The 22,826-nt window shown below is 71.1% G+C and carries 19 protein-coding genes; 8 read left to right on the top strand and 11 right to left on the bottom strand.

Features of this window, described 5'->3' with window-relative positions; genetic code table 11:
• Positions 1–104 precede the first annotated feature (104 nt).
• The gene (locus tag ABEA87_RS23230; protein WP_345632792.1) at positions 105–911 is read right to left on the bottom strand and encodes a FadR/GntR family transcriptional regulator; all 807 of its coding nucleotides are present in this window, start codon (positions 909–911) and stop codon (positions 105–107) included.
• A gap of 685 nt (positions 912–1,596) precedes the next feature.
• Here ABEA87_RS23230 and ABEA87_RS23225 point away from each other — a divergent pair.
• From ABEA87_RS23225 to ABEA87_RS23215, 3 genes are all read left to right on the top strand, one after another.
• Positions 1,597–3,219 carry a phospholipase C gene (locus ABEA87_RS23225; RefSeq protein WP_345632790.1) on the top strand — a complete coding sequence of 541 codons (1,623 nt, stop codon included), beginning with the start codon at positions 1,597–1,599 and terminating at the stop codon, positions 3,217–3,219.
• 133 nt (positions 3,220–3,352) lie between these two features.
• Positions 3,353–5,107: a glycosyltransferase family 39 protein gene (locus ABEA87_RS23220; protein WP_345632788.1), complete on the top strand. Its 1,755-nt coding sequence runs from the start codon at positions 3,353–3,355 to the stop codon at positions 5,105–5,107.
• A complete protein-coding gene (locus ABEA87_RS23215; protein WP_345632785.1) occupies positions 5,104–5,919 on the top strand; it encodes a tyrosine-protein phosphatase in 816 nt (271 codons plus the stop codon). Before ABEA87_RS23220 ends, ABEA87_RS23215 begins: the two co-directional genes overlap by 4 nt.
• On the opposite strand, the gene ABEA87_RS23210 is transcribed toward ABEA87_RS23215, so the two are convergent.
• From ABEA87_RS23210 to ABEA87_RS23190, 5 genes are read right to left on the bottom strand one after another with little or no spacing between them, the layout of a single operon-like run.
• Positions 5,804–6,577: an RraA family protein gene (locus ABEA87_RS23210; protein ID WP_345632783.1), complete on the bottom strand. Its 774-nt coding sequence runs from the start codon at positions 6,575–6,577 to the stop codon at positions 5,804–5,806. The genes ABEA87_RS23215 and ABEA87_RS23210 overlap by 116 nt on opposite strands.
• Entirely contained in the window at positions 6,574–8,838 is a 2,265-nt protein-coding gene (locus ABEA87_RS23205) for a DUF2264 domain-containing protein (protein WP_345632781.1), read from the bottom strand. Before ABEA87_RS23205 ends, ABEA87_RS23210 begins: the two co-directional genes overlap by 4 nt.
• Complete coding sequence (locus tag ABEA87_RS23200; protein ID WP_345632779.1) at positions 8,839–10,101, bottom strand: alpha-L-fucosidase; 1,263 nt, start codon at positions 10,099–10,101, stop codon at positions 8,839–8,841.
• Complete coding sequence (locus ABEA87_RS23195) at positions 10,101–10,733, bottom strand: SGNH/GDSL hydrolase family protein (protein ID WP_345632777.1); 633 nt, start codon at positions 10,731–10,733, stop codon at positions 10,101–10,103. Before ABEA87_RS23195 ends, ABEA87_RS23200 begins: the two co-directional genes overlap by 1 nt.
• A 40-nt stretch (positions 10,734–10,773) precedes the next feature.
• Complete coding sequence (locus ABEA87_RS23190) at positions 10,774–12,378, bottom strand: alpha/beta fold hydrolase (RefSeq protein WP_345632775.1); 1,605 nt, start codon at positions 12,376–12,378, stop codon at positions 10,774–10,776.
• A gap of 170 nt (positions 12,379–12,548) precedes the next feature.
• On the opposite strand from ABEA87_RS23190, the gene ABEA87_RS23185 reads away from it, so the two are divergent.
• Genes ABEA87_RS23185 through ABEA87_RS23170 form a run of 4 tightly spaced genes read left to right on the top strand, consistent with a single transcriptional unit; the run spans position 12,549 to position 17,911 of the window.
• The gene (locus ABEA87_RS23185; protein WP_345632773.1) at positions 12,549–13,556 is read left to right on the top strand and encodes an ABC transporter permease; all 1,008 of its coding nucleotides are present in this window, start codon (positions 12,549–12,551) and stop codon (positions 13,554–13,556) included.
• Positions 13,557–13,565: 9 nt separating this feature from the next.
• On the top strand, positions 13,566–14,516 hold the full coding sequence (locus ABEA87_RS23180; protein WP_345632771.1) for a carbohydrate ABC transporter permease: 951 nt from the start codon (positions 13,566–13,568) through the stop codon (positions 14,514–14,516).
• A 30-nt stretch (positions 14,517–14,546) separates the two neighbouring features.
• Entirely contained in the window at positions 14,547–16,055 is a 1,509-nt protein-coding gene (locus tag ABEA87_RS23175; protein WP_345632769.1) for an ABC transporter substrate-binding protein, read from the top strand.
• Entirely contained in the window at positions 16,052–17,911 is a 1,860-nt protein-coding gene (locus tag ABEA87_RS23170; protein ID WP_345632767.1) for a hypothetical protein, read from the top strand. Before ABEA87_RS23175 ends, ABEA87_RS23170 begins: the two co-directional genes overlap by 4 nt.
• A 117-nt stretch (positions 17,912–18,028) precedes the next feature.
• Here ABEA87_RS23170 and ABEA87_RS23165 read toward each other — a convergent pair whose 3' ends face one another.
• The 4 genes from ABEA87_RS23165 to ABEA87_RS23150 all read right to left on the bottom strand — a co-directional run bounded on the left by ABEA87_RS23165 (position 18,029) and on the right by ABEA87_RS23150 (position 20,661).
• Positions 18,029–18,421, bottom strand: a complete 393-nt coding sequence (locus ABEA87_RS23165; RefSeq protein ID WP_345632765.1) for a hypothetical protein — start codon at positions 18,419–18,421, stop codon at positions 18,029–18,031.
• Between the two features lie 132 nt (positions 18,422–18,553).
• On the bottom strand, positions 18,554–19,738 hold the full coding sequence (locus tag ABEA87_RS23160) for an amidohydrolase family protein (RefSeq protein ID WP_345632763.1): 1,185 nt from the start codon (positions 19,736–19,738) through the stop codon (positions 18,554–18,556).
• Between the two features lie 18 nt (positions 19,739–19,756).
• Positions 19,757–20,266, bottom strand: coding sequence for an EXPERA domain-containing protein (locus ABEA87_RS23155; RefSeq protein WP_345632761.1), 510 nt, complete (start codon positions 20,264–20,266; stop codon positions 19,757–19,759).
• Between the two features lie 11 nt (positions 20,267–20,277).
• Complete coding sequence (locus tag ABEA87_RS23150; protein WP_345632759.1) at positions 20,278–20,661, bottom strand: hypothetical protein; 384 nt, start codon at positions 20,659–20,661, stop codon at positions 20,278–20,280.
• Between the two features lie 195 nt (positions 20,662–20,856).
• Here ABEA87_RS23150 and ABEA87_RS23145 point away from each other — a divergent pair, with 195 nt between their 5' ends.
• Positions 20,857–21,786: an NAD-dependent epimerase/dehydratase family protein gene (locus ABEA87_RS23145; protein ID WP_345632757.1), complete on the top strand. Its 930-nt coding sequence runs from the start codon at positions 20,857–20,859 to the stop codon at positions 21,784–21,786.
• A gap of 58 nt (positions 21,787–21,844) precedes the next feature.
• Here ABEA87_RS23145 and ABEA87_RS23140 read toward each other — a convergent pair whose 3' ends face one another.
• Positions 21,845–22,741: a LysR substrate-binding domain-containing protein gene (locus ABEA87_RS23140; RefSeq protein ID WP_345632755.1), complete on the bottom strand. Its 897-nt coding sequence runs from the start codon at positions 22,739–22,741 to the stop codon at positions 21,845–21,847.
• Positions 22,742–22,826: the final 85 nt, after the last annotated feature.

Below are 22,826 nucleotides of genomic sequence, written 5' to 3'. Positions count from 1 at the left end.
CTACGCGGAGCCGCGCGCTCCGATCGCGGTGCGCCTCCGCCCGGCGTGGTGGCGAACATCGGTCGGTGGATACCGGTAGTCGGTGCCGGTGGTGGGCCGTTCGGTCAACCGATCAGGCCGTCCCAGGTGATCGTCTGCTCGAAAACCTCGGGAAACTTCTTCTTGGCGTACCGGGTGTACGCCTCGAGGTGCTCGCGCATCCGCTGCTCCGAGGCGCTCTCGTCGCGCCGGGCCAGCGCCTCGTAGATCTCCTCGTGCGCCTTGACGATCGCGGCGCGCCGCTGGCTCGGGTAGTCGATGCCGATGACGGTGCCGTCCAGGATGCCGAGCAGCGAGTCGACGATGTAGGCGAACAGCACGTTGCCGGACGACCAGGCGATGATGTCGTGAAACTGCCGGTTGGCGTCGCGGAACGAGTCGCGGTCGTTGACGTCGTCGCGCATCCGTTCGATGGTCGCGCCCAACTCGGCGAGGGATCCGTCGGTGATCTGTTTCGCCGCGAGCTGGCTGATCGTCGGCTCCAACACCGTGCGTACCTCGACGATGACCCGGTACGGGGCACGGTTGAGCTGCATCAGCAGCACCAGCGTGCTGGCCAGGTGGGACGCGGCCGGGGCCTGTAGCACGGGCCCGCCGCCGGGCCCGGGCTTGAGCGAGATCACGCCCTGGAACTCCAGCAGCCGCAGCGCTTCGCGCAGGGTGCCGCGGCCGGTCGAGTAGGTCTCCAGCATCACCCTCTCCGGCGGCAGCAGGTCGCCGGGCGTCATCCGACCCCGCACGACGTCGCGCACGATCCGCTGCGCGACCAGCATCGCCGCCTTGGGTGGCCGGCTGACGTCGCCCGCCGCCGAGGGCCGCGACGCGCCGGTGATGTGCAACTGCTCCACGGACACCGCTTCTCCGAAGGACACTGCTTCTCCCGAGGCCGGGGCATAGCCGTTCGCCGGCCTGCCGGATAGACCGACTCAATTAGATCCAGTTATAAACATTGCATTGTTAATCATGGTTTCGAGCCGCGACGTCGACCGATGTCGCGACCCGCGGTTTCGCGCGGGCACTGCGTGGGGCGGAAGTAGGCGTCAAGCGTAGCGGATCGACTAACGGGTATCACATGGTCCGCTTCCAGCAAACTGGGCCACAATCGGTCAGCGGGGACGGTCCGATGCTGTTGACGCGCGATTAAGCCTCAGCGAGGTGCGCTATTCGCTAAAGCCAATGTGCTGGCCGGGTTGTTAATGCGGCCGCAGGCGCACATTTCCGGCCGTTGGGGTGCCGTGGTGCCGCGTGCCGACGAAATAGCGGTCGGTACCGGGTGCCGATGGCGGGTGCCGCGCGCCTCGTCGCGGGGAGGGATCTGCCGCCGGCCGGTGCCGCGCACTGAACGTCACCGCCTCCACGAGGTCACCGAGGGCCAGCGCGCCGACCGTACCGGATCGGGTCAAAGCGGAAGTTCGTCCGCCGCGATCAGCGCGGGGAGGGGCGCGAGGAGCCGCACGTCATCCACTGTTTCGGTTCCGGTCACCGGACCTTGGCGCGCCTGGTGATCGCTACCGCGATAGTGCGAGGCGCAAGACTGTCATTCGCAGGGAGGCGAAAGTGGGCCTCAAGCCCAAGACCTGGAGTAGAAGGACTCGCCGTACGGTGGGTGCCGGCGCGGTGGTTGCCGCGGCGCTGGCCATCGCCGCGGCGTCGACGCCGGCCTTCGCTGGTACGCACGGTAACCAGACCAAGGCCGTGAAGACCGCTACTCCTATCAAGCACGTCGTGGTCATCTATGACGAGAACGTGTCGTTCGACCACTACTTCGGCACCTACCCCAAGGCCGCCAACACCGACGGCACCACGTTCAAGGCCAAGTCGGGTACCCCGGCGGTCAACGGCCTGACCAACAAGCTGCTGAACAACAACCCGAACGAGTACAACCCGAGCCGGCTCTCGCCGGACGAGGCCCTGACCTGCGACCAGAACCACAGCTACGGTCCGGAGCAGCAGGCGTACGACGGCGGCAAGGCCGACCAGTTCGTCCAGTTCACCGAGACCGACAAGTGCACCGGCCAGCCGATCCTCTTCGGTGAGCCGGGCCTGGTGATGGACTACTACGACGGCAACACCGTCACCGCGCTGTGGAACTACGCGCAGAACTACGCCATGTCGGACAACTCGTTCGACGCGGGTTTCGGCCCGTCCACCCCGGGCGCGCTGAACCTGATCTCCGGCCAGACCCACGGCGTTCAGGCCGTCAACTCGGTCACCGGCAAGCCGGTCAGCGACCCGCTGTCGGCCTCGCCGGACAAGAAGGGCGTCGGCACCGTCATCGGTGACCCGGACCCGGCGTTCGACGACTGCTCGGACACCAACCACACCTCCACCAACGCCCTGGCCAAGATGACCGGCCAGAACATTGGCGACCTGCTCAACAACGAGGGTGTGACCTGGGGCTGGTTCCAGGGCGGCTTCGCCCCGACCGGCGAGGCCAACGGGTACGCGGTCTGCGGCGCCACCCACACCAACGTGGGCGGCAACGCGGTGGTGGACTACAGCCCGCACCACGACCCGTTCCAGTACTACAAGTCGACCAGCAACCCGAAGCACCTGCCGCCGTCGTCGGTCAAGAACATCGGCAAGACCGACCAGGCCAACCACCAGTACGACCTGACCGACTTCGACGCCGCCGTGGCAGCCAACAACCTGCCCGCGGTCAGCTTCCTGAAGGCCGGGCAGTACGAGGACGGTCACCCGGGCACCTCGGACCCGCTGGACGAGCAGAAGTTCCTGGTGAAGACCATCAACGAGCTGCAGAAGTCCAAGGACTGGTCGTCGACCGCGGTTGTCATCGCGTACGACGACTCGGACGGCTGGTACGACCACGTCACGCCGCCGGCCGTCAACGGGTCGTCCGACCCGGCGAACGACCAGGCGATGTGCGCGCCGACCAAGAAGACCAAGCCGCTCAACGGGTACGAGGACCGTTGCGGCGACGGGCCGCGCCAGCCGCTGCTGGTGATCAGCCCGTACAGCAAGACGAACTACGTTGACCACAGCCAGACCACCCAGCCCTCGATCCTGCGGTTCATCGAGGACAACTGGAAGACCGGCCGGGTTGGCGACGGTTCGCTCGACGCTTCCGCGGGCAAGCTGACCAACATGTTCAACTTCAACCAGAAGCCCGTCACCAAGCCGCTCATCCTCGACCCGAAGACCGGCGCGGTAAAGAAGTAGCTTCACCCCGGTGGTCCGTGGCCACCGAATTCGGGGCCGGGCGGCATCCGCTGCCCGGCCCCGGTCTTTTTGCGGCTCCGGCTCATCCGCGCCGGGGCCCCGGGACTCCGGCCGCTGAGGGATCATGTCAGCCATGACGTTGGCAGATCGGGCGCCGGAGGCCATTCCGCCCGCGACGAACGTGCGCCGACCCGCCCCACCCCGAGCCGCCCTACCGCTGGTCGGGCTGCCGGTGCTCGTGATGCTCTGCGTCTGCGGGTACCGGGTGGGGCATCGCCAGCTGTGGGAGGACGAGTACTCCACCTGGCACGCCGCCGTGATGACGCTGCCGCAGCTGCGGTACCTGACGAGCCACCTGGACTTCGTGGTCCTGCCGTACTACCTGTTCATGCACTACTGGATCCACGCGTTCGGCGGCTCGCCGGGCTCGCTGCGGGCACCGTCCGTCGTGGCCATGTCGCTGGCGGCCGGGGTGGTGGCGCTGATCGGACGGCGGCTGTTCGGCACCGGCACCGGCCTGATCGCGGGCCTGCTGTTCGCCGCGGTGCCGGGCGTCTGCCGGTACGCGCAGGAGGCCCGGCCGTACGGGTTCGCCGTCTTCTTCACCTGCCTGGCGACGCTGCTGCTGCTGTCCGCCCTGGACCGGCCCACCTGGCCGCGCTGGCTGTTGTACGCGCTGGCCATGATCGCGGTGGGCGGCTCGCACATCGTGTCCCTGACCGTGCTGTCCGCCCACGCCCTCGTGGTGCTGCGGCTGGCGCTGCTGGCCGCGCACCGGGCGGGGTGGCACCGGCCCTGGCGGGCGATCGGGCGCCTGTGGTGGTTCATGGCGGCGGTCGCGCTCATCGTGGCGGTCATCTTCCCGATCGCCCGGACCGCGAACCAGCAGTCGTTCGCGGTCGCGTGGATCAAGGTGACCGGGGAGTCGGTGCGTGCCTTCCCGAAGCAGCTGTTCGGCTCCCAGGTCATCGCCGAGGTCATCGTCGCGCTGGCCGCGCTCGCCGCCGTCCTCCTGCTGCTGCCGCGCCGCGACCACCGACCCGGCGCCGCGCCACTGCCCCTTGCCGCGCCCACCGGTGACCCGCCGACCGGTGACGCGCTCACTGGCGACGCGCTCACCGGTGACGCGCTCACCGGCGACGTGCTGGCCCGTGACGTGCTGGCCGGAGGCGCACCGGCGGGCGACGGCTACGCCCTGACGATGCTCGCGAGCTGGGCGGTGGTGCCGGTCGGGCTGCTGCTGGCCGCCGTCCCCGCGCTGCACCTCCAGCTGTTCTTCTACCGGTACCTGCTGTTCATCGTGCCGGCGTGGGTGCTGCTGGCGGCGCGCGGCCTGGACGGGCTGGCGGGCCTCGCCGCGCGACGGTGGGCCCGGCTCGTGGCCGTCGCGGTCGCGCTGGCCGCCATCGGGTACCTGTCGGTGCCCGACCAGCAGCCGTTCCGGCAGCGCGTGCTGCCCGGCAGCCCGGACTACAGCGGCGTCGCCGCCGCCATCGCGGCCCAACTGCGCCCGCGCGACGGGATCGCGTACGCGGGCTGGAACTACAAGGGTCGGCGGGCGCTCACGTACGAGATGCGCAACTGGCGGGTGCGGCCACGCGACGTCTTTCTGGTCAAGGGGTTCGCGAAGGTCGGCCAGTTCGTGGCGCAGGAGTGCCAGGTGCCGGCGCCCTGCCTGCACGACACCGCGCGGATCTGGCTGGTGAACACCGCCATCCGCCCCGGCGACTTCGCGGAGCTGCCGCCCGCCACGGCCCAGGTGCTACGGACCCGGTTCACCGTCTCGCAACGGCGCCGGTTCGCCCGGGCCCGGCTGCTGCTGCTCACCCTGAACCCGGCGTGGGCGCCGAAGGCGGGCTTGGGAACGGGAAAGGGGCATCACGCGTGATCCTGGACTGGCCCGACTGCCGCAACGTGCGCGACGTCGGCGGGCTGCCCGCCGCCGGCGCCCGTGCGATCCGCGCCGGCGCGCTGCTGCGCTCCGACGGCCATCACCGGCTGACGGCCGCGGCGGTCCGAGCCGTGCGGGCCAGCGGGGTGAGCCGGATCATCGACCTGCGCTGGGCGCGCGAGTGCGAAGAATTTCCGAGCCCATTCGCCGGCGACCCCGTGTACCGGCACGTGCCGATGCTCAACGACGTGCTGGACTATGACATCCCGCCGGACACCTACCGCCCGATGCTCGACCACAACCGGCCGCGCGTCGCCGAGGCGTTCCTGGCCGTGGCGCAGGCCCCGCCGGGCGGGGTGGTCGTGCACTGCGCCGCCGGCAAGGACCGCACCGGGGTGCTCGTCGCCCTGCTCCTGGCCGTGGCAGGCGTCGCGGCGGCGGACATCGCCGAGGACTACGCACTGACCGACGGCTGCTCACCGGCGCCCATGCTCAACACCCTGGACCACCTGGACCGGCGGTACGGCGGCGCCGACGGGTACCTCGCGGAGGCCGGGGTCGGGGCGGGCCACGGGACGCGGTGCGCGCCCGGCTGCTGCGCTGACCCGCGGCTCCCGGTGTGCTGTCCGCTGTCCGGGGGCCCGCCGTCCGCAGCCGGGGCCCAGACGGCCGGGCCCCGGAACGCCGCCAGCGCTACGGTGCCGCCGGCAGGTTCGCGGCCCGCCATGCCTCGTACTCGCCGCGATGCGCGGGGTCGAGCGGGTAGTAGTCCGCCAGCGCGGCGCCCTCGTCGATGCGCAGCCGGCTGAACCGTTCCCACTCCTCGTGGTCGCGTGCCTTGGCGACGACCTCGCCGACCTTCCGTCGCGGCACCACCACCGCGCCGTCGTCGTCGGCCACCACCAGGTCGCCGGGCAGGCACAGCACCCCGCCGACCGCCACCGGCACCTCGTACGCCCAGGGGAACAGCTCGGACTGCGAGGCGTAGTGCGGGGTGTACCCGGTGCACCAGATGGGCAGCCCGAGGCGCCGTACCCGCTCGGCGTCCCGGATCCGACCGTCCACCACGATCCCGGCGCCGCCGCGTCGCTGGAAGTACCGCACCAGCATGTCGCCGAGGCACCCGGTGAACGCGCTGCCGTACGCCTGAACGACCAGCACGTCGCCCGGCCGCACCGCCTCCAGTACCGCCCACAGCGCCGTGTGCCGCTCCACCTGTTCCTGGGCGAGGCCGCTGGCGACATCCTCGCGCTGCGGCATGAACTGCAGGGTGAGGGCGGCGCCGACCACGCGCGATCCGGGCACCATGGGCCGCGGCCCGTCGACGAAGGTGCGCCGGACGCCGAGCTCGTGCAGTTTGGCGCACGCGGTCGCGGCACCCACCCCGCCCATCGCGCCTACCGCGTCCGGACCGGGCCGGTCATACGATCCGCCCCGGACCGGGAGTTCCCACACGGCGTCGGTCATGACTGTCTCTCCTGTCGCGCTTGGTTCGAGGGTTGCGCTCGGTTCGAGGGTTGCGCTCGGTCGGATGGATGCGCTTGGTTCGGTGGGGTCGGGACGGGCGGGGGATCCAGCCGGATCAGCTCGCGCGTGCCATCGGGCCAGTCGATGGCCACCGTGGCGCCGAGCGCGTCGCGCTCGACCCGCAGCCGGGGAGCCTCCCGAGGCGCGGCCGGCGCCCCGGACAACACCAGCGCCGCCGCGTAGACCTCGCCGTACTCGACGGCCTCTGGGGTGGACACCCACGGCACGGCGCAGTGCGCGCCCATCGGGTGCGCGTCCCGGTGCCGCGCGACGCCGCTCACGGTCAGGCCGCGTACGCCGATCGCCACGCTGCGCAGGCCGTCGGCGCGGCGTACCCCGGCGCCCGAGACCGGGTCGCACCGTGCCGGCGGGTCGTCACCGGCGATGGCCCAGCCACCCAGCCGCAGCCGCCAGGGGCCGGCCTGTTCGGGCCAATCCCAGCCACGGCCCCGCCCGCCGTCGGGATCCGCCTCGCCGGTGACCTCGAGTTCTGCGTCCGCATCGAGTTCTGCTACGGCATCGGTTTCGGCGCCGGCATCGAGTTCTGTTACGGCATCGGTTTCGGCGCCGGCATCGGGTTGTTCGGCGCGGTCGAGGCCGTCATCCGGGCCGGCCGGTGGATCGACCCGGCACAACCGCAGCTCGACCGGACCCCGCAGCACCGACGCGACGGTCAGCCAGGGCCCGACCGTCCAGCCCGGCGGCGCCTGGTCGAACTCGTACCGGTCGGGTGGGTCGCCGGCCGGCCAGTGGGCCCGGTACCGGGACACGCCACGGTTGCCGGTCACCGCGACCGTGACCGCGGGACGCCGGTGCGACGGGCGGGCGTCCGCGGTGACCAGTGCCGCGTGCGAGTCGACCGGTGCGGTCCGGGACCGCTGGCTCATCACCGGCGCGGCGTGGCTGGCGAACCCGAACCGGGCGTACACCTCGTCGTCGGTGGCGGGGCCGTCCGTGCCGGCGTGGTCCCCGCCGTGGCAGGCCATCCGCACCACCCCGTCGGCGGAGGTCGAGGACACCACCCAGCCGGGCACCCGCAGCGCCAGCGACACGTCCTCGAGCTGCGCGGCGGTCGGCACCTCGGGGTCCGTCCACACCGGATGGTCGGCCGGCAGGACCAGCCCGGCGAAGCCTTTGCTCGACCAGTACGGCGACCCCGGCCCCGAATATCCCTGGCGGATGGCCGGGAACTCCCGGTACCACCCGATCGGCTGCCGCCCGCCTTCGTCGAAGCAGCCGGATCGGATGAAGTGTCGCAGCACCGAGCTGGCCAGGTGCCGGGTCAGCCCGGGCGGCAGCGGGCTGGCGTCGAAGATGGCACCGGCCCAGAACGGTGCGAGGATCGCGTACCGATAGGTCAGCGAGCGGCCCCGCAGCACCGGTGCGCCGTCGGCTCCGATCAGGTGCTGGGCGTCGGCGAGGAAGCGGCGCAGCCGTTCGCGGTACCGCTCGGGCAGCCCGGGTGGTACCGCCTCGCCCGCGATCCGGCAGTACCACAGCGGGTAGAAGTGCATCGCCCAGCCGTTGTAGCTGTCGAACCCGCGCAGTTGCCCGGTGCCCTGCGCGCCGTCGGAGTACCACCCGCCGCCGGCGTACCACCGCTCGGTGCGGGCGAGGGCGTGCGCGATGTCCCCGGCGTCGAACGGCGCGCCGACCGAGCGCAGGAACGCCGCGGTGATGGCCCGGAACCACACCCAGTTGTTGTCCGGCACCGTAGTGCCGGCGATGCCCGACATCCAGTCGACCACCCGCTGCCGTACCGGATCGGCCAGCCGGTCCCAGATGACCCGCCGGGTCTCGTGCAGCGCGATGGCCAGCGACGCACACTCGACCCTCGCCTGCGGCACGGCCGCCGGGTCCGGCCAGCGGTCCGGCCGGGACGGGTCGGTACCCGCGGCCACCCCGGCCGCGTACCACTCGGCCAGGTTGTCCGGGTCGGGCTCACCGTCCACCGACAGCCGGAACCCGGCCAACAGGAAGGTACGGGCGAAGCCCTCCAGCCCGTCGCTGTGCCGGCCCGAGTAACTTTCCGGGCCGGGCAGGTCGATCAGGGCGTGCCCGGGCGAGGCGTACGGCCGGACCGCCGAGAGGGTGGCGTCGGCCAGTGCCCGCCAGGTGTCCCGGGTCCACCCGGTGTACGGCGACCGGACGGTGTCTTCACCGAATGGCGGATCGATCAGATCCTTGGGATGGTTGGTCATTCAGCCTCTCAGGATCAGCTCGATGACGGGTACCGCCACCTCCGGCCGGTGCGCCGGCAGCAGCAGGCTCAGCGTGTCCGGCGGTGCCGCGGTGGCGAAGTGCTGGAGGAGCCCGTCCGGGTCGGCCTCGGCCCGGCGGACCTCGGAGCCGTCGTGGAGCATCCGCGCGTAGGCCACCCGGCCGGCCAGGCCGGGCAGGTGGAGGTGTCGCATGGGCCAGGCGAACAGGTGCAGGTACAGGCGGTTGCCGACCTGGGTGTAGCGGGCGTCGGGCGGCGGGGTGTACGGGCTGGGGCCGGCACCCCGGATGGACCGCTCGTGCGGCCGCATCCAGTCGCCGATGGCGCGCAGCCGCTCGCGAGCCCGGGGCTCGAACTCGCCGCGCGCGTTGGGCCCGACGTTGAGCAGCAGGTTGCCGCCCAGCGACACGGTGTCCACCAGCATCCGGATCAGCAGTTCGGGTGACTTCCAGTCCAGGTTGTCGCGGTCGTAGCCCCACGACCCGTTGAGCGTCTGGCAGGCCTCCCACGGCACGCCGGGCGGGAACTGCGCCACGGTGGCGGCGTCGGGCTGGATCTGCTCCGGGGTGAGGAAGTCACCGGTGCCGAGGTCGAGCCGGTTGTTGACGAGGATATCCGGCTGGAGTTCGCGGACCATGGCCAGCAACTGGTCGGAGCGCCACTGCGGTGCGCCCTTGGCGTTCTCACCCTGTCCGGGAAAGGAGAAGTCGAACCAGGCCAGGTCGATGCGGCCGTAGCCGGTCATCAGCTCGCGGACCTGGCCGTGCAGGTAGTCGGCGTACCGGGCGACGTCGCGCGGTCGCGCCCGGGCGGCGGGGTCGTCGCGCTGGGGGTGGTGGAGGTCGATCGGGTACTCGGGGTGGTGCCAGTCGAGCAGGGAGTGGTAGAGCCCGATGCGCAGGCCGCGCTCCCGGAACGCGTCGAGCATCGGCCGCAGCAGGTCCCTGCCGTGTGGTGTGTGCGTGGCCGTGTAGCCGGTCAGCGCCGAGTCCCACAGGCAGAATCCGTCGTGATGCTTGGTGGTGATCACCACGTACCGCATGCCGGCCCGCCACGCCTGGTCGGCCCACGCCTCGGGGTCGTACAGGTCCGGCTCGAAGTGGTCGAAGTACGGCCGGTACTGGTCCTCGGTCATCCGCTCGCGGGAGCGGACCCACTCGTGCCGGGCCGCGCCGGCGTAGATGCCCCAGTGGATGAACAGGCCGAAGCGGGCCTGCTCGAACCATTCGGTTGGTCTGTCCATCAGCACACCACCCCGGCGGCGCGCAGCCAGGCCTGCGCCAGCAGGGCGTGGCCGGCCGGGGTCAGGTGCACGCCGTCGGGGGACCACTCGTGGGGCCCGCTGGCGGCGGTGGCCGCGGCCATCACCCCGTCGGCCGGCACGAGGGCGGCGCCGAACTCGGCCGCCAGCCGCCGCACCACACCGATCTTGGGGTCGAGGTCCTCGCGGCGCGCCCACAGCTGTTCCCGCGCGGGCAGCAGGAACGGCTCGACCAGGATGAGCGCGGCACCCTGCCCGGCCGCCCGGTCGAGGATCGTGCGGTAGTGCTCGGCGAAGGTATCCGGCGGCGTGGGGTCGTCGCGCTCGTACCGGCCCCAGACGTCGTTGATGCCGACCAGTACCGATACCAGGTCGGCCTTGACCGCGAGGCAGTCGGTGTCCCAGCGGGCGTGCAGATCCACCACCCGGTCTCCGCCGATGCCCCGGTTGACGAAGCGCACCCGAGAGCCGGGGTGGCGGGTGGCGAACCAGCCGGCGGCCATCGCCACGTACCCGGCGCCGAGGCTGTCCGGGCTGTCGCGGTCGCGGTCGCAGTCGGTGATGCTGTCGCCGATGAACAGCACTGTGCTGCCCGGCGCGATGCTGATGTTCACAGTGATCTCTCCAAGGGATGGTCGAGTCCGGCCGCCGGCGTCAGCCGCGCGCCCGGCTGGCCTTGGCCGCCGGCAGGTGCCGGTCCAGCCACTCCAGCACGGCGTCGACCTGCCGGGCGTCGAACTCGTGGCCGACCTCCTCCAGCACCACATGGCGAAGGTTGGCCTGGGCCTTGGCCTTGCGGTATGCCGGTGCGATCCCGTCGACGAACACCTGGATGTGCTCCGGGGTGGTGAGGCTGTCCTTGCCGCCGGCGATGACCAGCAGCGGGCGCGGGGCCAGTGAGGGGCCCAGCCGCGGGCTGGGTCCGCTGACCGCGATGCGTTCGGAGTCGCCCAGGTTGGCGAAGTCCGGCATCACCGTGACGTCGCAGACCGGCATGATGGCGGCGCCGCAGGCGATCCGCTCATCGCTGGCCAGCTTCAGCAGCGTCTGCAATCCACCCCAGGACTGGCCCACCACGGCGATGCGCTTGGCCGAGGACACCACGCCCAGCTCCAGCGCCCCGTCGACCAGCGCGGTGGTCTCGGCGCGGGCGGTGGCCAGCAGGTCGGGGCCGCTGCCGGTGAAGCTGCGCTGGTGCAGCGCGACGATGTCCTGCCAGGCGCGCTTCCGGTCGCCGTGGCCGGGGGCGTCCGGGACCAGCACGTCATAGCCGGCGTTGATCAGCGCGGCCACGATGTTGGGGCTGACCCGGTTCTGCGGGACACCGGGCGGCAGCGCCTGCTCCTTGTTGCCGCTGAAGCCGTTGTAGAAGATGACCAGGGCGCCCCGCCGGGCGGCGGCCGGGGCGTCGATGTGAATGGCCGGGATGGGTTCGTCGCCGGCGGGCAGGAACACGGTGCGGGCGTGCGGCCAGCTTCGCCACGGCGAGACCGGACCGGGCGGGCCGGCCAGGTGTGAGGCGGCGCGGACCGCGTCGACCAGCGCGTCGGCCACCAGCAGGCCGACGAGTTCGGCGGAGGGCCCCTCGGGCAGCGGCACCGAGACGTCGGCCTCCTTGAGCAGCCGCCGCGACGGCTGCGCGGCGAGGTAGATGAGCTGCGCGCCGGACTCGCGCGTGGCGGCCAGCGCCGCGGCCGGGAGGAAGTCCTCGCTGCCGTAGCCGAGCAGCATGACCACGCTGCCCGGCGGCAGGCCCCGGGCCCGGGTCGCCCAGTGCGCCGGGACCGCCCCGGACGCGGCGGGCACGGACAGTTCGGCCAGGCCCGCGGCCAGCACCCCACCGGCGCCGGCCTGCTCCGGTGCTGCCCAGATCTCCACCCACGTTGCCATGCGCAGCGCCCGCGCGGCGGCCGGCATGGTGGCGTCGGTGCGCAGCCGCTGCGCCAGCACGCCCATCGCATCGGGCGCGGTGTCGGCGGCCCGGTGGCTTTCGGCGGCGAAGTCGTTGGCGATGCCCAGTCGTAGCGCCGGATAGCCGGGGAATCCCAGGTTGCGGCAGAACCTCGACACGGTCGGCTGCGCGACGTCGCACAGCTGAGCGAACTCGCTGATGGACAGCGCTATCGCACGGGCGGGGTCGGCGAGGATGCGCTCCGCGACGCGCCGCTCGGCCGGGGCCAGATCGGGCAGCGCGGCCCGGATGCGATCCAGAGCGGCGGTACGGGTACCCGGCGACGGGGGTTGCTCAAGCAATGCCATGTGGCTAGTATATTGCAGACCAACGATAAGTAAAGAAATATAGCAACGACGCCGAGACTGATATTTAATACTTGGCAACGTCGCCCGGGCGGGTCGTCCCCGCCGGTGGGTGACTACCGCACCGACGCAGGTCGCGTCGGCCCTGCCTCGAACTTCCATCAGGAGGGCACATGTCTGCCCCAAGTGCCGTCGGCACGGCTCCCGGTTCGTCGCCGGAGCGCCCGCACAGCCCGCCCGGTAGCGCACCCGGTCCCGTCCACCGCAAGCGGCGGCGGTTCCGGCGCGCGGACGGCGTGCTGCTGCTCATGGGGCTGCCCGCCCTGCTGCTCCTGTTCGTGTTCAGCTACGTTCCGATGGCCGGCCTGGTGCTCGCCTTCGAGAACTACCGGCCCCGGCAGGGCATCTTCGGCAGCGCCTGGGTGGGGCTGCAGAACTTCAAGTTCCTGTTCGTCGGCGGCGACGCGTGGCGCATCACCGTCAACACGGTCGGCATGAACGCACTGTTCATCGTGGCCAATCTGGTGGTGGCGCTGGGCCTGGCGCTGCTGCTCAACGAGGTGCGCGACCGCTCGCCGAGGCTGGCCAAGCTGTACCAGTCGGCGATGTTCCTGCCCTACGTCTTCTCCTACGTGGTGGTCACCTACTTCGTGGTGGCCTTCCTCGACGCCGACAGCGGGCTGGCCAACCACCTCCTGCTCGACGTCGGCATGAAGCCGATCGACTGGTACGCCCGGTCGGGCTTCTGGCCGGTCATCCTCACCGTGGTCGAGGTGTGGAAGACGGTCGGGTTCTGGGTCATCGCGTACCTGGCCGCGATCATCGCCATCAACCCGGAGTACTACGAGGCCGCCTCGATGGACGGGGCCGGGAAGTGGCAGCAGACCCGGCGCATCACGCTGCCTCTGCTGTCCCCGCTGATCACCATCAACCTGCTGCTGTCGGTCGGGCACGTGTTCCACGCGGACTTCGGGCTGTTCTTCCAGGTGCCCCGCAACAGCTCACTGCTGTACCCGACGACCGACGTCATCGACACGTACGTCTACCGCGCCCTGACCTCGCTCGGGGACGTGGGCATGTCCGCCGCGGCCGGCCTCTACCAGGCGGTCGTGGGCTTTGTCCTGGTGCTCGTCGCGAACTGGCTGGTTCGCCGGCGCGACCCGGCCAAGGCGCTGTTCTAGGAGGTTGGCATGGTAGTCCAAACCGCCACACCGGGGGCCCGCCCGCCGGTCCGGGGCACGCGCCGCAACGCCACGGGTGTGCCGCGCCGCCAGGCGGTGCGCCCGCACTGGAGCCGGATGCTCATCCACCTCCTGCTGGCGCTGTGCGCGGTGGCGTTCGTCGCGCCGCTGCTGATGGTGCTGAGCGCCTCGTTCTCCTCGGAGAACGCCATCAACCGGCACGGGTACTCGTTCCTGCCGCGGCAGTTCACCACGTTCGCGTACCGGTACGTCATCGGCGACTCCAGCCAACTGGTGCAGGCGTACGGGGTGTCCATTGTGGTCACCGTCGTGGGTACCCTGGTGTCGCTGCTGGTGATGTCGATGCTGGCGTACACGTTGTCTCGCCGGGAGTTCGCGCTGCGCCGGTCGATCGGCTTCTACCTGCTGTTCGCCATGCTGTTCAGCGGTGGACTGGTGCCCAGCTACATCCTCATCACGCAGTACCTGCACCTGCAGGACACCCTGTTCGCGCTGATCCTGCCGTACCTGGTCTCGCCCTGGTTCGTGGTGATCCTGCGTACCTACTTCATGTCGTTGCCCAACGACATCATGGACGCGGCGCGCATCGACGGCGCGGGCGAGTTCCGCACCTTCTTCCGCATCGTGCTCCCGCTGTCCGGCCCGGCCATGGCCACGGTCGGCCTGTTCACCGCCCTGACCTACTGGAACGACTGGTGGCTCGGGCTGCTCTACATCGACAACGACAAGCTGGCCCCGGTGCAGTTGCTGCTGTACCGGATCATCTCCAACATCGACTTCGCGGCGAGCAACCAGACCGCCAACCACCTGGTGGGCGTGCCGGTGCAGACCGTGCGGATGGCCATCGCGGTTCTCGCGATCGGTCCGATCATCATCGCGTTCGGATTCGTACAGCGTTTCTTCGTCCGTGGCATCACCATCGGCGGACTCAAGGACTGACCTTTTCAACGACCGGAGGTAACCCCCACCATGACCGGTATCTCGCGGAGAAGCCTGCTCGGATACGGCGGCAAGGCGCTGCTCGCCGCCGGTGCGGCCGGCGCCGCCGCACCCCTGCTGGCCGCCTGTTCCAGTTCGTCCGGCAGCGGCGGCGCCGTGAACATCACCTATCAGTACATGGCCTTCGTCAACGCGCCGGACCAGGGGTTGGTACAGCAGGCGGTAAACGCTTACCTGAAGAAGCTGGGCCGCACCTTCACCGTCACCCTGGCCCCCGTGCTGAACTACGACCAGAAGATGACGCTGGACATGTCCGCCGGCAACGTGGGCGACGCGTTCTTCACGGCCGCGTGGGCCAACGACTTCTTCAAAAACGCGGGCAGCGGCAACCTGTTGGCCCTGGACGACCTGCTGCCCAAGTACGCGCCGAAGCTGTACGCCAGCATGTCGCAGTCGCTGTGGCAGGGCGCCAAGGTGAACGGGAAGATCTACGGCGTCATCAACCAGCAGCGCTTCCCGAAGCTGTGGGGGTTCTGCGCCACGAAGGCCATGGCGGATAAGTACGACCTGGACCTGGACTCGGTGAAGACCTACGCCGACCTGGAGCCGTGGCTGGCGAAGGTCAAGGCGGGGGAAAAGGACGTCATCTGCTGGGGCACGGACGTGGACACCACCGGCACGATGTTCTACCCGGAGATCTTCGGCCTCGACCCGATCGCCACCGCGTACGGGCTGGCGGTGCGGTACGACGACGCCCAGCGCAAGGTGCTCAATGTCTACGCCACCGACGAGTACAAGGCCGCCGCGGAGCTGATGTACCGGTGGCACCAGATCGGGTACACCACCAAGGACCCGCTGCCCGACGCCGACCGGGCCAGCAAGCAGCACGCCGGCAGCATCGCGGCGTGGTCCACCCAGGCGCCGCCGACCAACCCGCAGCTGGAGACCTTCCCGACCGTAGCCAAGAGCTTCGTGGCCACGCCGTTGCTCAACACCGACGGGGTCAGCGCCACGCTGACCGGCCTCTCCGCCGACACCGAGCACGCCCAGGAGGTCATGGAGTTCCTGGAACTGCTCAACAATGACAAGTACCTCTACAACCTGATCTGCTTCGGCATCGAGGGCAAGGACTACGTGGTGGCCGACCAGGCGCTCGGCGTGGTCGGCTTCCCGCAGGGGGTGACCTCGACCAGCGACCGGTACAACCCGAACCTGGACTGGCAGTTCGGTAACCAGTTCAACGCCTACTACCGCACCGAGGACGACGCCAAGGCCAAGCGCTGGGAGGTGGAGAAGGCGCTGAACACCAGCGCCGCGACGTCGGTCGCGCTCGGCTTCTCGTTGGACACCACCGACCTGCGGACCCAGGTGTCCACCGTCTCGGCCGCCATCAAGGAGTACCAGCAGCAGGTGGCCATCGGCCTGGTCGATCCGGGCAAGGGCATCCCGCAGTTCCTGGGCAAGCTCGACCAGGCCGGCATGCCGGCCCTTCTGGAGGCGGCCCAGCAGCAGATGGACAAATGGGCCAAGAACAAATGACCTGGCCAACCGTGCGGGCCGGGCGCAGCTGCCCGGCCCCGCCGGACTGGGCCGTGCTCCAGCGGCAACTGTTCGACGCGCTGGACAAGGCATGGCGGGTGTTCTCCGACCGGTACACCGCTGCGGACGGGAGCCTGGTGTTCTCCGGCCGGCTCGGCGAGCCGCCGGACGACCGGGACGGGGTGGACGACTTCTACGAGCCGTTCTTCAACTGGCCGCTGCTGTACCTGCTCGGCGGGGGCGACGACCTGCTCGCCGCCGCCAAGCGGCACTGGTCCGGGGTCAGCCGGCAGCTGACCGAGCTGGGCATGATGCGCGACGGGCACGACCGCGGGTACGACTGGTTCCACCAGGGCGAGGGACTGCTGTTCTTCTACCACCTCTGCCTGGCCGACCCCGACGACGCGGACCTGCGCGCGCAGGCGGTGCGCTCCGCCGAGCTGTACCTCGGCGGAGCGCCCGGCAACTACGATCCGGTCGCCAACCTCATCACCGCCCCGCACAACGGATCGGACGGCCCGCGCCGGGGCCTGACCGGCGGCCGGCCGGTCTTCCCGTGGAGTCCGGTGTTTGTCTACTATGGACTGCCGCTGGACTGGCTGCCCGGGATCACCGGCTACGACCAGTTGCTCGCCGACCCGGAGCTGAGCAGGCGGATGGGTCGGGAGATGCGCGACCGGATGGGGCGCGGCGACACCGCGGTCAATCTGGCCGCCACCAGCCTGATGGCCAACGCGTACCTGATGACCGGACGGCCGGAGTTCCGGGACTGGGTGCTGCGCTACGCCGGTGGGTGGCTTGCGCGCACCCGGGCGGCCGGCGGCGTCCTGCCGGACAATGTCGGGCTCTCCGGAACCGTGGGGGAGTACCTGGGTGGCCGCTGGTACGGCGGGCACTACGGCTGGGCCTGGCCGCACGGCCTGCACAGCGTCGGTGCCGCCGCGATCGTGGCGGCGTGCAACGCGGTGCTGGTCGGCGGCGACGACGGGTACCTCGACCTGGGCAGGGCGCCGCTGGAGATGACGATGGCGCGGCTGCGCTTCGCGCCCGACGGCACCGCCATGGTGCCGTACAAGCACAACGACGGCGGCTGGTTCGTCGAGAAGCCCATGCAGATGGCGCTGCCCACCGCGCTGTGGCAGATCGCGCAGGCCCGGCCCGACGCCGACCGGCTGACCCGGCTGGGTGGCCCGGCCGGGCCCGGCTGGCGCGACGTGGAACCGGTGCGCTCCAAGGAGGAGGCCGGGCACGAACGTCCCTGGCTGGCCTACCTGTCCGGGCACAACCCGGACTATCCCGAGCGGACGCTGCGGGTGGCGCTGGACCTGGTGGCGCAGCGGATGGCCAGGATCGAGGCCGATCCGACCGACCGGCACGCCGGACCGTCCACAGCGGACATTCACCACTGGCAGGACCACAACCCGGTGCTGACCGAGGCACTGAGCCAGCTCAGCTGCGGGGCGCCGCAGCCGCTGTACAACGGCGGGCTGTGGCACGCCCGGCTGCGTTACCACGATCCGTCGCGCGACCGCCCCGGGCTGCCGCCCGAGGTGGCCGCCCTGGTCGAGCGGATCGAGCCGGACTCCGTGACGCTCCGGCTGGTCAACCTGGACCCGGCGCGGCCCCGCCGGGTACTCGTTCAGGCCGGCGCGTACGGCGAACACACCATCGGCGTGGCCCGCGCCGACGGGTCGGCCGAACCGGTACCGGTCGGCGGCCCGTTGCTGGAGGTGGCGCTGGATCCCGCCACCGAGGCGACGCTCCACCTGTCCCTGTCCCTTCGCGATCGAGTTCCCCGCGCCACCACGCCGAGGAGAGCATCGTGTACCGAAGAAGAGTCGCGACCGCCGTCCTGACCGTCCTGTCCCCGGCACCGACCCCGGATACGCCGACCCGGCCGACCGCGACTTCCGGCTCGCCGCAGGCTCGCCGGCCCGCAACGCCGGCGCGTACCTCCCCGGCGTCACCATCAACTACACCGACCCGAAGCCGTCCATCGGCGCGTACCAGTACGGTGCGCCGTTCTGGTCGGCCGGTGCCCCGGGCGGCGGTTTCGTGACCGACGACGGCGGGACGTACCGGATCGTCACCACCGGATACAACATCTGGAGCGCGGCGGACGGCGGCACCTTCCTGCACAGCGACCTGTCCGGCGCCACCAACGTGACGGTCACCGCCACCATCGAAACCAAGACCGCGCCGCCGTCCGGCGTCGGCCTGATGGTCCGCGACGGCGACTCGCCCAGTGCCAAGGAGGTCAGCTTCCGGGCGCAGGACGACGGGCTGCGCTTCGTGTTCCGCAACGACCAGTTCCCGAACACCTCGTACCTGGCCACCGCCAAGCCGGTGCTCGCGGTGCCGGTCACGCTCAAGCTCGTCAAGCAGGGCAACACGTTCACCGGCTACTACCTGTCCGGGCCGGCGATCGGTCCGGGGCGGCCACCCGGCCGCCCCGGCCAACCGTTGCGCCGCACCACGGTCTGCCGCGGGTCTGCGCGTCAGGAGACCAGCCAGACCCGCCACATGGCGGCCGGGTCCGACAGCGGATCCCCGTGTACGAGCACGAAGTCCGCCGGCCCGCCCTCCCGGATCACGCCCGCCTCCGGCTCGCCCAGCAGCGTGCCGCCGTTGCGGGTGGCGGCCGCCAGCGCCTGCCACGGCTGGAGCCCGGCGGTCACCAGGCACTCGATCTCCCACGCCAGCTGGTTGGCGCGCAGCGAACCGCCGCCGAAGTCCGTACCAGCCGCGATGAGCACGCCCGCCCGCGCGGCCAGCCGCACGCTCTCGTGCGCCCATTCCCGCCGCGCGGCAAGTGCCGCGCGACCGGACGGCTCGGCGAAACGGGGCAGGGTGGTGGTCTGCCCGAAGGACCGCCAGGATTCCAGCACCGCGAGCGTGGAGACCATCGCCACCCCGCCCTCGGCCATCTCCCGCACCACCTCGGCGTCGAGCTGGAAGCCGTGCTCCAGGCAGTCGACGCCGGCCCGCACCCCGTTCCGGGCGCCGGCCAGCTGGCCGGAGTGGGCGGTGACCCGCGCGCCGCGCCGGTGCGCCGCGTCCACCGCCGCCCGCACCTCGTCCACGGTGAACGGGGCGGTGTCCCGGTCCGGGCCGTCGAGGTACAGCTTCACGAAGTCGGCGCCGTCGTCGAGCTGCCGGGTCACCGCGGCCACCAGCCCGTCGCCGTCGGCCACCTCGACGCCGAGCCCGTGCGGCAGGCTCCCCACGCGGGTGACCCAGGAGCCCGCCGCGCGCACGTACGGGTACTCGCGGTGACCGGCCCAGCGGTCACGCAGTCCGAGGGTCAGTGCCCGGGTGCGCCCGTCGCTCGGATCGGTCCTCGTCGGCGCACCCACGTCGCGGGCCCACCGCACGCCCGCGGCCCGCTGCAGGCGCGCGTTGTCCTCGGCGACCCGCAGCAGCCGGTCGGTCGGGTCGAACCCGCGGTCGATCCAGTGCGCCCCGCCGGGCAGGGTGAGGTGGCTGTGGCTGTCCACCAGGCCCGGCACGATGGTGGCGCCCGAGGCGTCGATGACCTCGACGTCGGGGCCGGGATCCGGCTCGTCGTCGGCCGGGCGGATCCACTCGATCCGGTGGTCGTCCACGAGCAGGCTCACCCCGACCCGCAGTTGTGGACCGGTGCCGTCGGCGAGAGCCGCGTCGCGATAGAGAACACGTGCCATGGCCGACACTATGTCAGGTCAGAACCTCCGGGCGAACGGCGCGGGTCTGCGCATCCTTATCAGCAACAGCAGCGGTACCAGCACGTAGGCCAGATTGAACGCCAGGAACTTGGCCGGGTTGTGGGTGCGCCAGGCCGGTTCGCCGAAGAACTCGACGCCGAACACCACGATGCCGGTGAGCGACACGATCATCGTCGCGTAGATGACCGACGGCAGCTGGATCCAGTTCTTGCCGGTCAGCAGCGAGAAGACCAGCACCACGTAGAACGGCATGTACCCGAACGCCGACAGTCCGGTGACGATGCGCATCCACGTCGGCGGGTGCATGAACAGCGGGTCGGCGTCGTGCGCGTACCAGTAGTTGGAGTTCACGAAGAAGTTGCTGGACGGGTGCGAGAAGTTGACGCCGACGGTCGGCAGCAGGTCGCTGATGACGGACGTCACCGTGAACGCCGCGAACACAACCGCGAAGAAGATGTCGACCCTGCGATCGCGCAGCGCGAGATTGGCCGGGGAGGGGTCCGTCATGTTGGGCGATCTTACTCAGTATCGGCGGGCGGCAACGTGTCCCATTCCAACGCGGTGACAGGCCACGGCCCGCCCGGGGGCGCCGGAGCCAGCCAATCGATCTCGACCCGCTTCGGCCGGCGGGGGTCCACCCTGACCGGAATCACGTTGCCCGGCTGAAGGCGGGCCAGTTGGATCAGGTCCATCGCCGTGCGCAGGGTCACCCGGTAGAGCGGCCGGCCCGGGACGCTCACGCTCGCTCCGATGACCACCAACGGTTGGCGGTGGGCGGTGACTGCGCTGTGCCGGAGCGACTGGACCCTGGCCGTACCCGACAGGCCCCCGCGCCGGACGCGGCGGGCCCGGGATCTCCCGCGCACGACGGACAGGCCGACCAGCAGCAGAACGGTCCCCATGACGGTGAACAGAATGCCCAACTCCTGGTCGGCCAACCGACAGCGGCTTCCCGCCCGCCGCCCCGAGCGACCCCTGTGACAGGCTGTCGACGTGGCGCGGGCGGCACCCGGCGTCGCGGTCGGGTCGTCAAGCGGTCGGGCCGTGAAGCGGGCGGGTGGTCGAGCGGTCGGGTCGTCGAGCGAGCGGGAGGTCCGATGCGGGTACTGGTCACCGGCGGCCTGGGCTTTGTCGGGCGGGCCGTCGCCACGGAGTTGGTCGGCGCCGGGCACCGGGTCGACGTGCTCACCCGGGGCGCGACCGGGACGAAGCCACCGGCGGGGGCCGATCCGGTCGAAGCGGACGTGCGGGACCGGGTCCGGATCGCCGAGGTGGTGGCGCGCGGGCGGTACGACGGGATCTGCCACCTCGCCGCGCTGACCCGGGGACGCGATTCGGTGGCGGATCCGCTCACGTACTACGACGTCAACGTGGGCGGCACCCTCAACCTGCTGCTCGCGGCCCGGGCGGCCGGCCCGGTGCGGTTCGTGTTCGCCTCCACCAGCATCGTGTACGGGTCCCGGCGCACCGGAGCACTTCAAGAGGACCTGCCGCCGGCGCCGGAGAACCCGTACGGCGCCTCGAAGGTGGCGGCCGAGCAGCTGGTCGGGTACCACGCGGCGACGGGCGATATCTCCGCCGCCACGCTGCGCTGCTTCAACGTCGCCGGCGCGGTCGACGGGTACCCGGACGCCGACCCGACCCGCATCATCCCCAACGTGCTGCGCGCCATCCGGGGCGAGCTTCCACACGTGACGGTCAACGGCGACGGCTCGGCGGTACGGGAGTTCACCCACGTGCTCGACGTGGCCGCCGCGTTCCGGCTGGCGCTCGAATCCACCGCAACGGCCGGGCCCGGGGCGCCGGTGTACAACGTGGGCACCGGCCGGGGCGTGAGCGTCGCAGAGATCATCGCCGCGGCCGAAAGCGTTACCGGCAAACGGGTTCCGGTGCGGCACCTGCCGCCGAGGCAGGAGCCGCACACGTTGATCTGCGACCCGCGCCGGATCGCCGGCGAACTCGGCTGGCGCGCGCAGCGCTCCGACCTCCCGGACATCATCCGCGGCGCCTGGGAAGCGACCGGCTGACCCACCGGCCGCTCGCCGCCCGGCGCCTCTCGCATCGAGCACGCGGGCGGGAGCGCGTTCAGCGGCGCATGCTCCTGGTCGGATTTCCGGTGGCGAGGATCGCCGAGGTGAGCGCGTCGACCGCGCCCGGCGCCGCGCGCGGGTTGGTCAGCAGCACGAGGTCGATTTCGCTGAGGGTCGGCAGCGCCGCGCTGACCGGCAGCTCGACCAGGTCCTCCGGCACCAGGCTGCGCGCGAAGATGGCGATACCCAGCCCCGCCCGCACCGCCGCGAGCACCCCGTTGACCCCCTGCACCGTGCAGGTGACGCGGTAGCTGATGCCGGCGTCCTCCAACGCCTGCACCCCGGTGGAGCGGCTCAGGCTCGGCGCCCGGTACACGATCAGTGGCACGGGCCGGTCCTGCCCCATCCGGGTGCCCTCGATGCCGGCCCAGACCAGCCGGTCGCGACGCACCAGGCGGCCCTGTCCCTCGCCCGGGCTGTCCTTGACGAACGCGACATCGAGATGCCCCGTCTCCACCCGGCGCCGCAGCGTGATGCTCTGCGAGACGGTCAGCTCCAGCACGATGCGCGGGTACAGCTGGCGGAAGTCGCGCAGGATCCTCGGCACCGAGGTGAGCGCCAGGTCGTCGGTGACGCCGAAGCGCAGCCGGCCGCTCAGGTCGGAGCCGGTGAAGTAGCCCATCGCAGGCTCGTACGCGGCGAGAATCGAACGGGCGAAACCGGCCATCACCTCACCGTCGGCGGTCAGCGCGACGGTGCGTGTGTCGCGGATGAACAGCGGCCGGCCCACCGCCTGTTCGAGCTTGCGGACGTGCTGGCTGACGGTCGGTTGGCGGATGCCCAGCGACGTGGCGGCCTGAGTGAAGCTGAGCGACCGGGCCACCGCCAGGAACGTGCGCAGCAGTTCGGGGTCGTACACCGCTCGTCCCTTCTTATTGCGATCCGCTATCACAGTAATATGATCAATTCGCTTTAGGAATGCCCTGGGCGCGGCCAGGATGAGAGGCGCAGGCAACAACCCTAGGTTTGGACGACCG

It is taken from the genome of Rugosimonospora acidiphila, from assembly GCF_039543385.1.
Lineage (GTDB): Bacteria > Actinomycetota > Actinomycetes > Mycobacteriales > Micromonosporaceae > Rugosimonospora > Rugosimonospora acidiphila.
The sequence above is the reverse complement of the archived record's forward strand: the minus strand, read 5'-3'. Positions and strand labels throughout refer to the sequence as shown.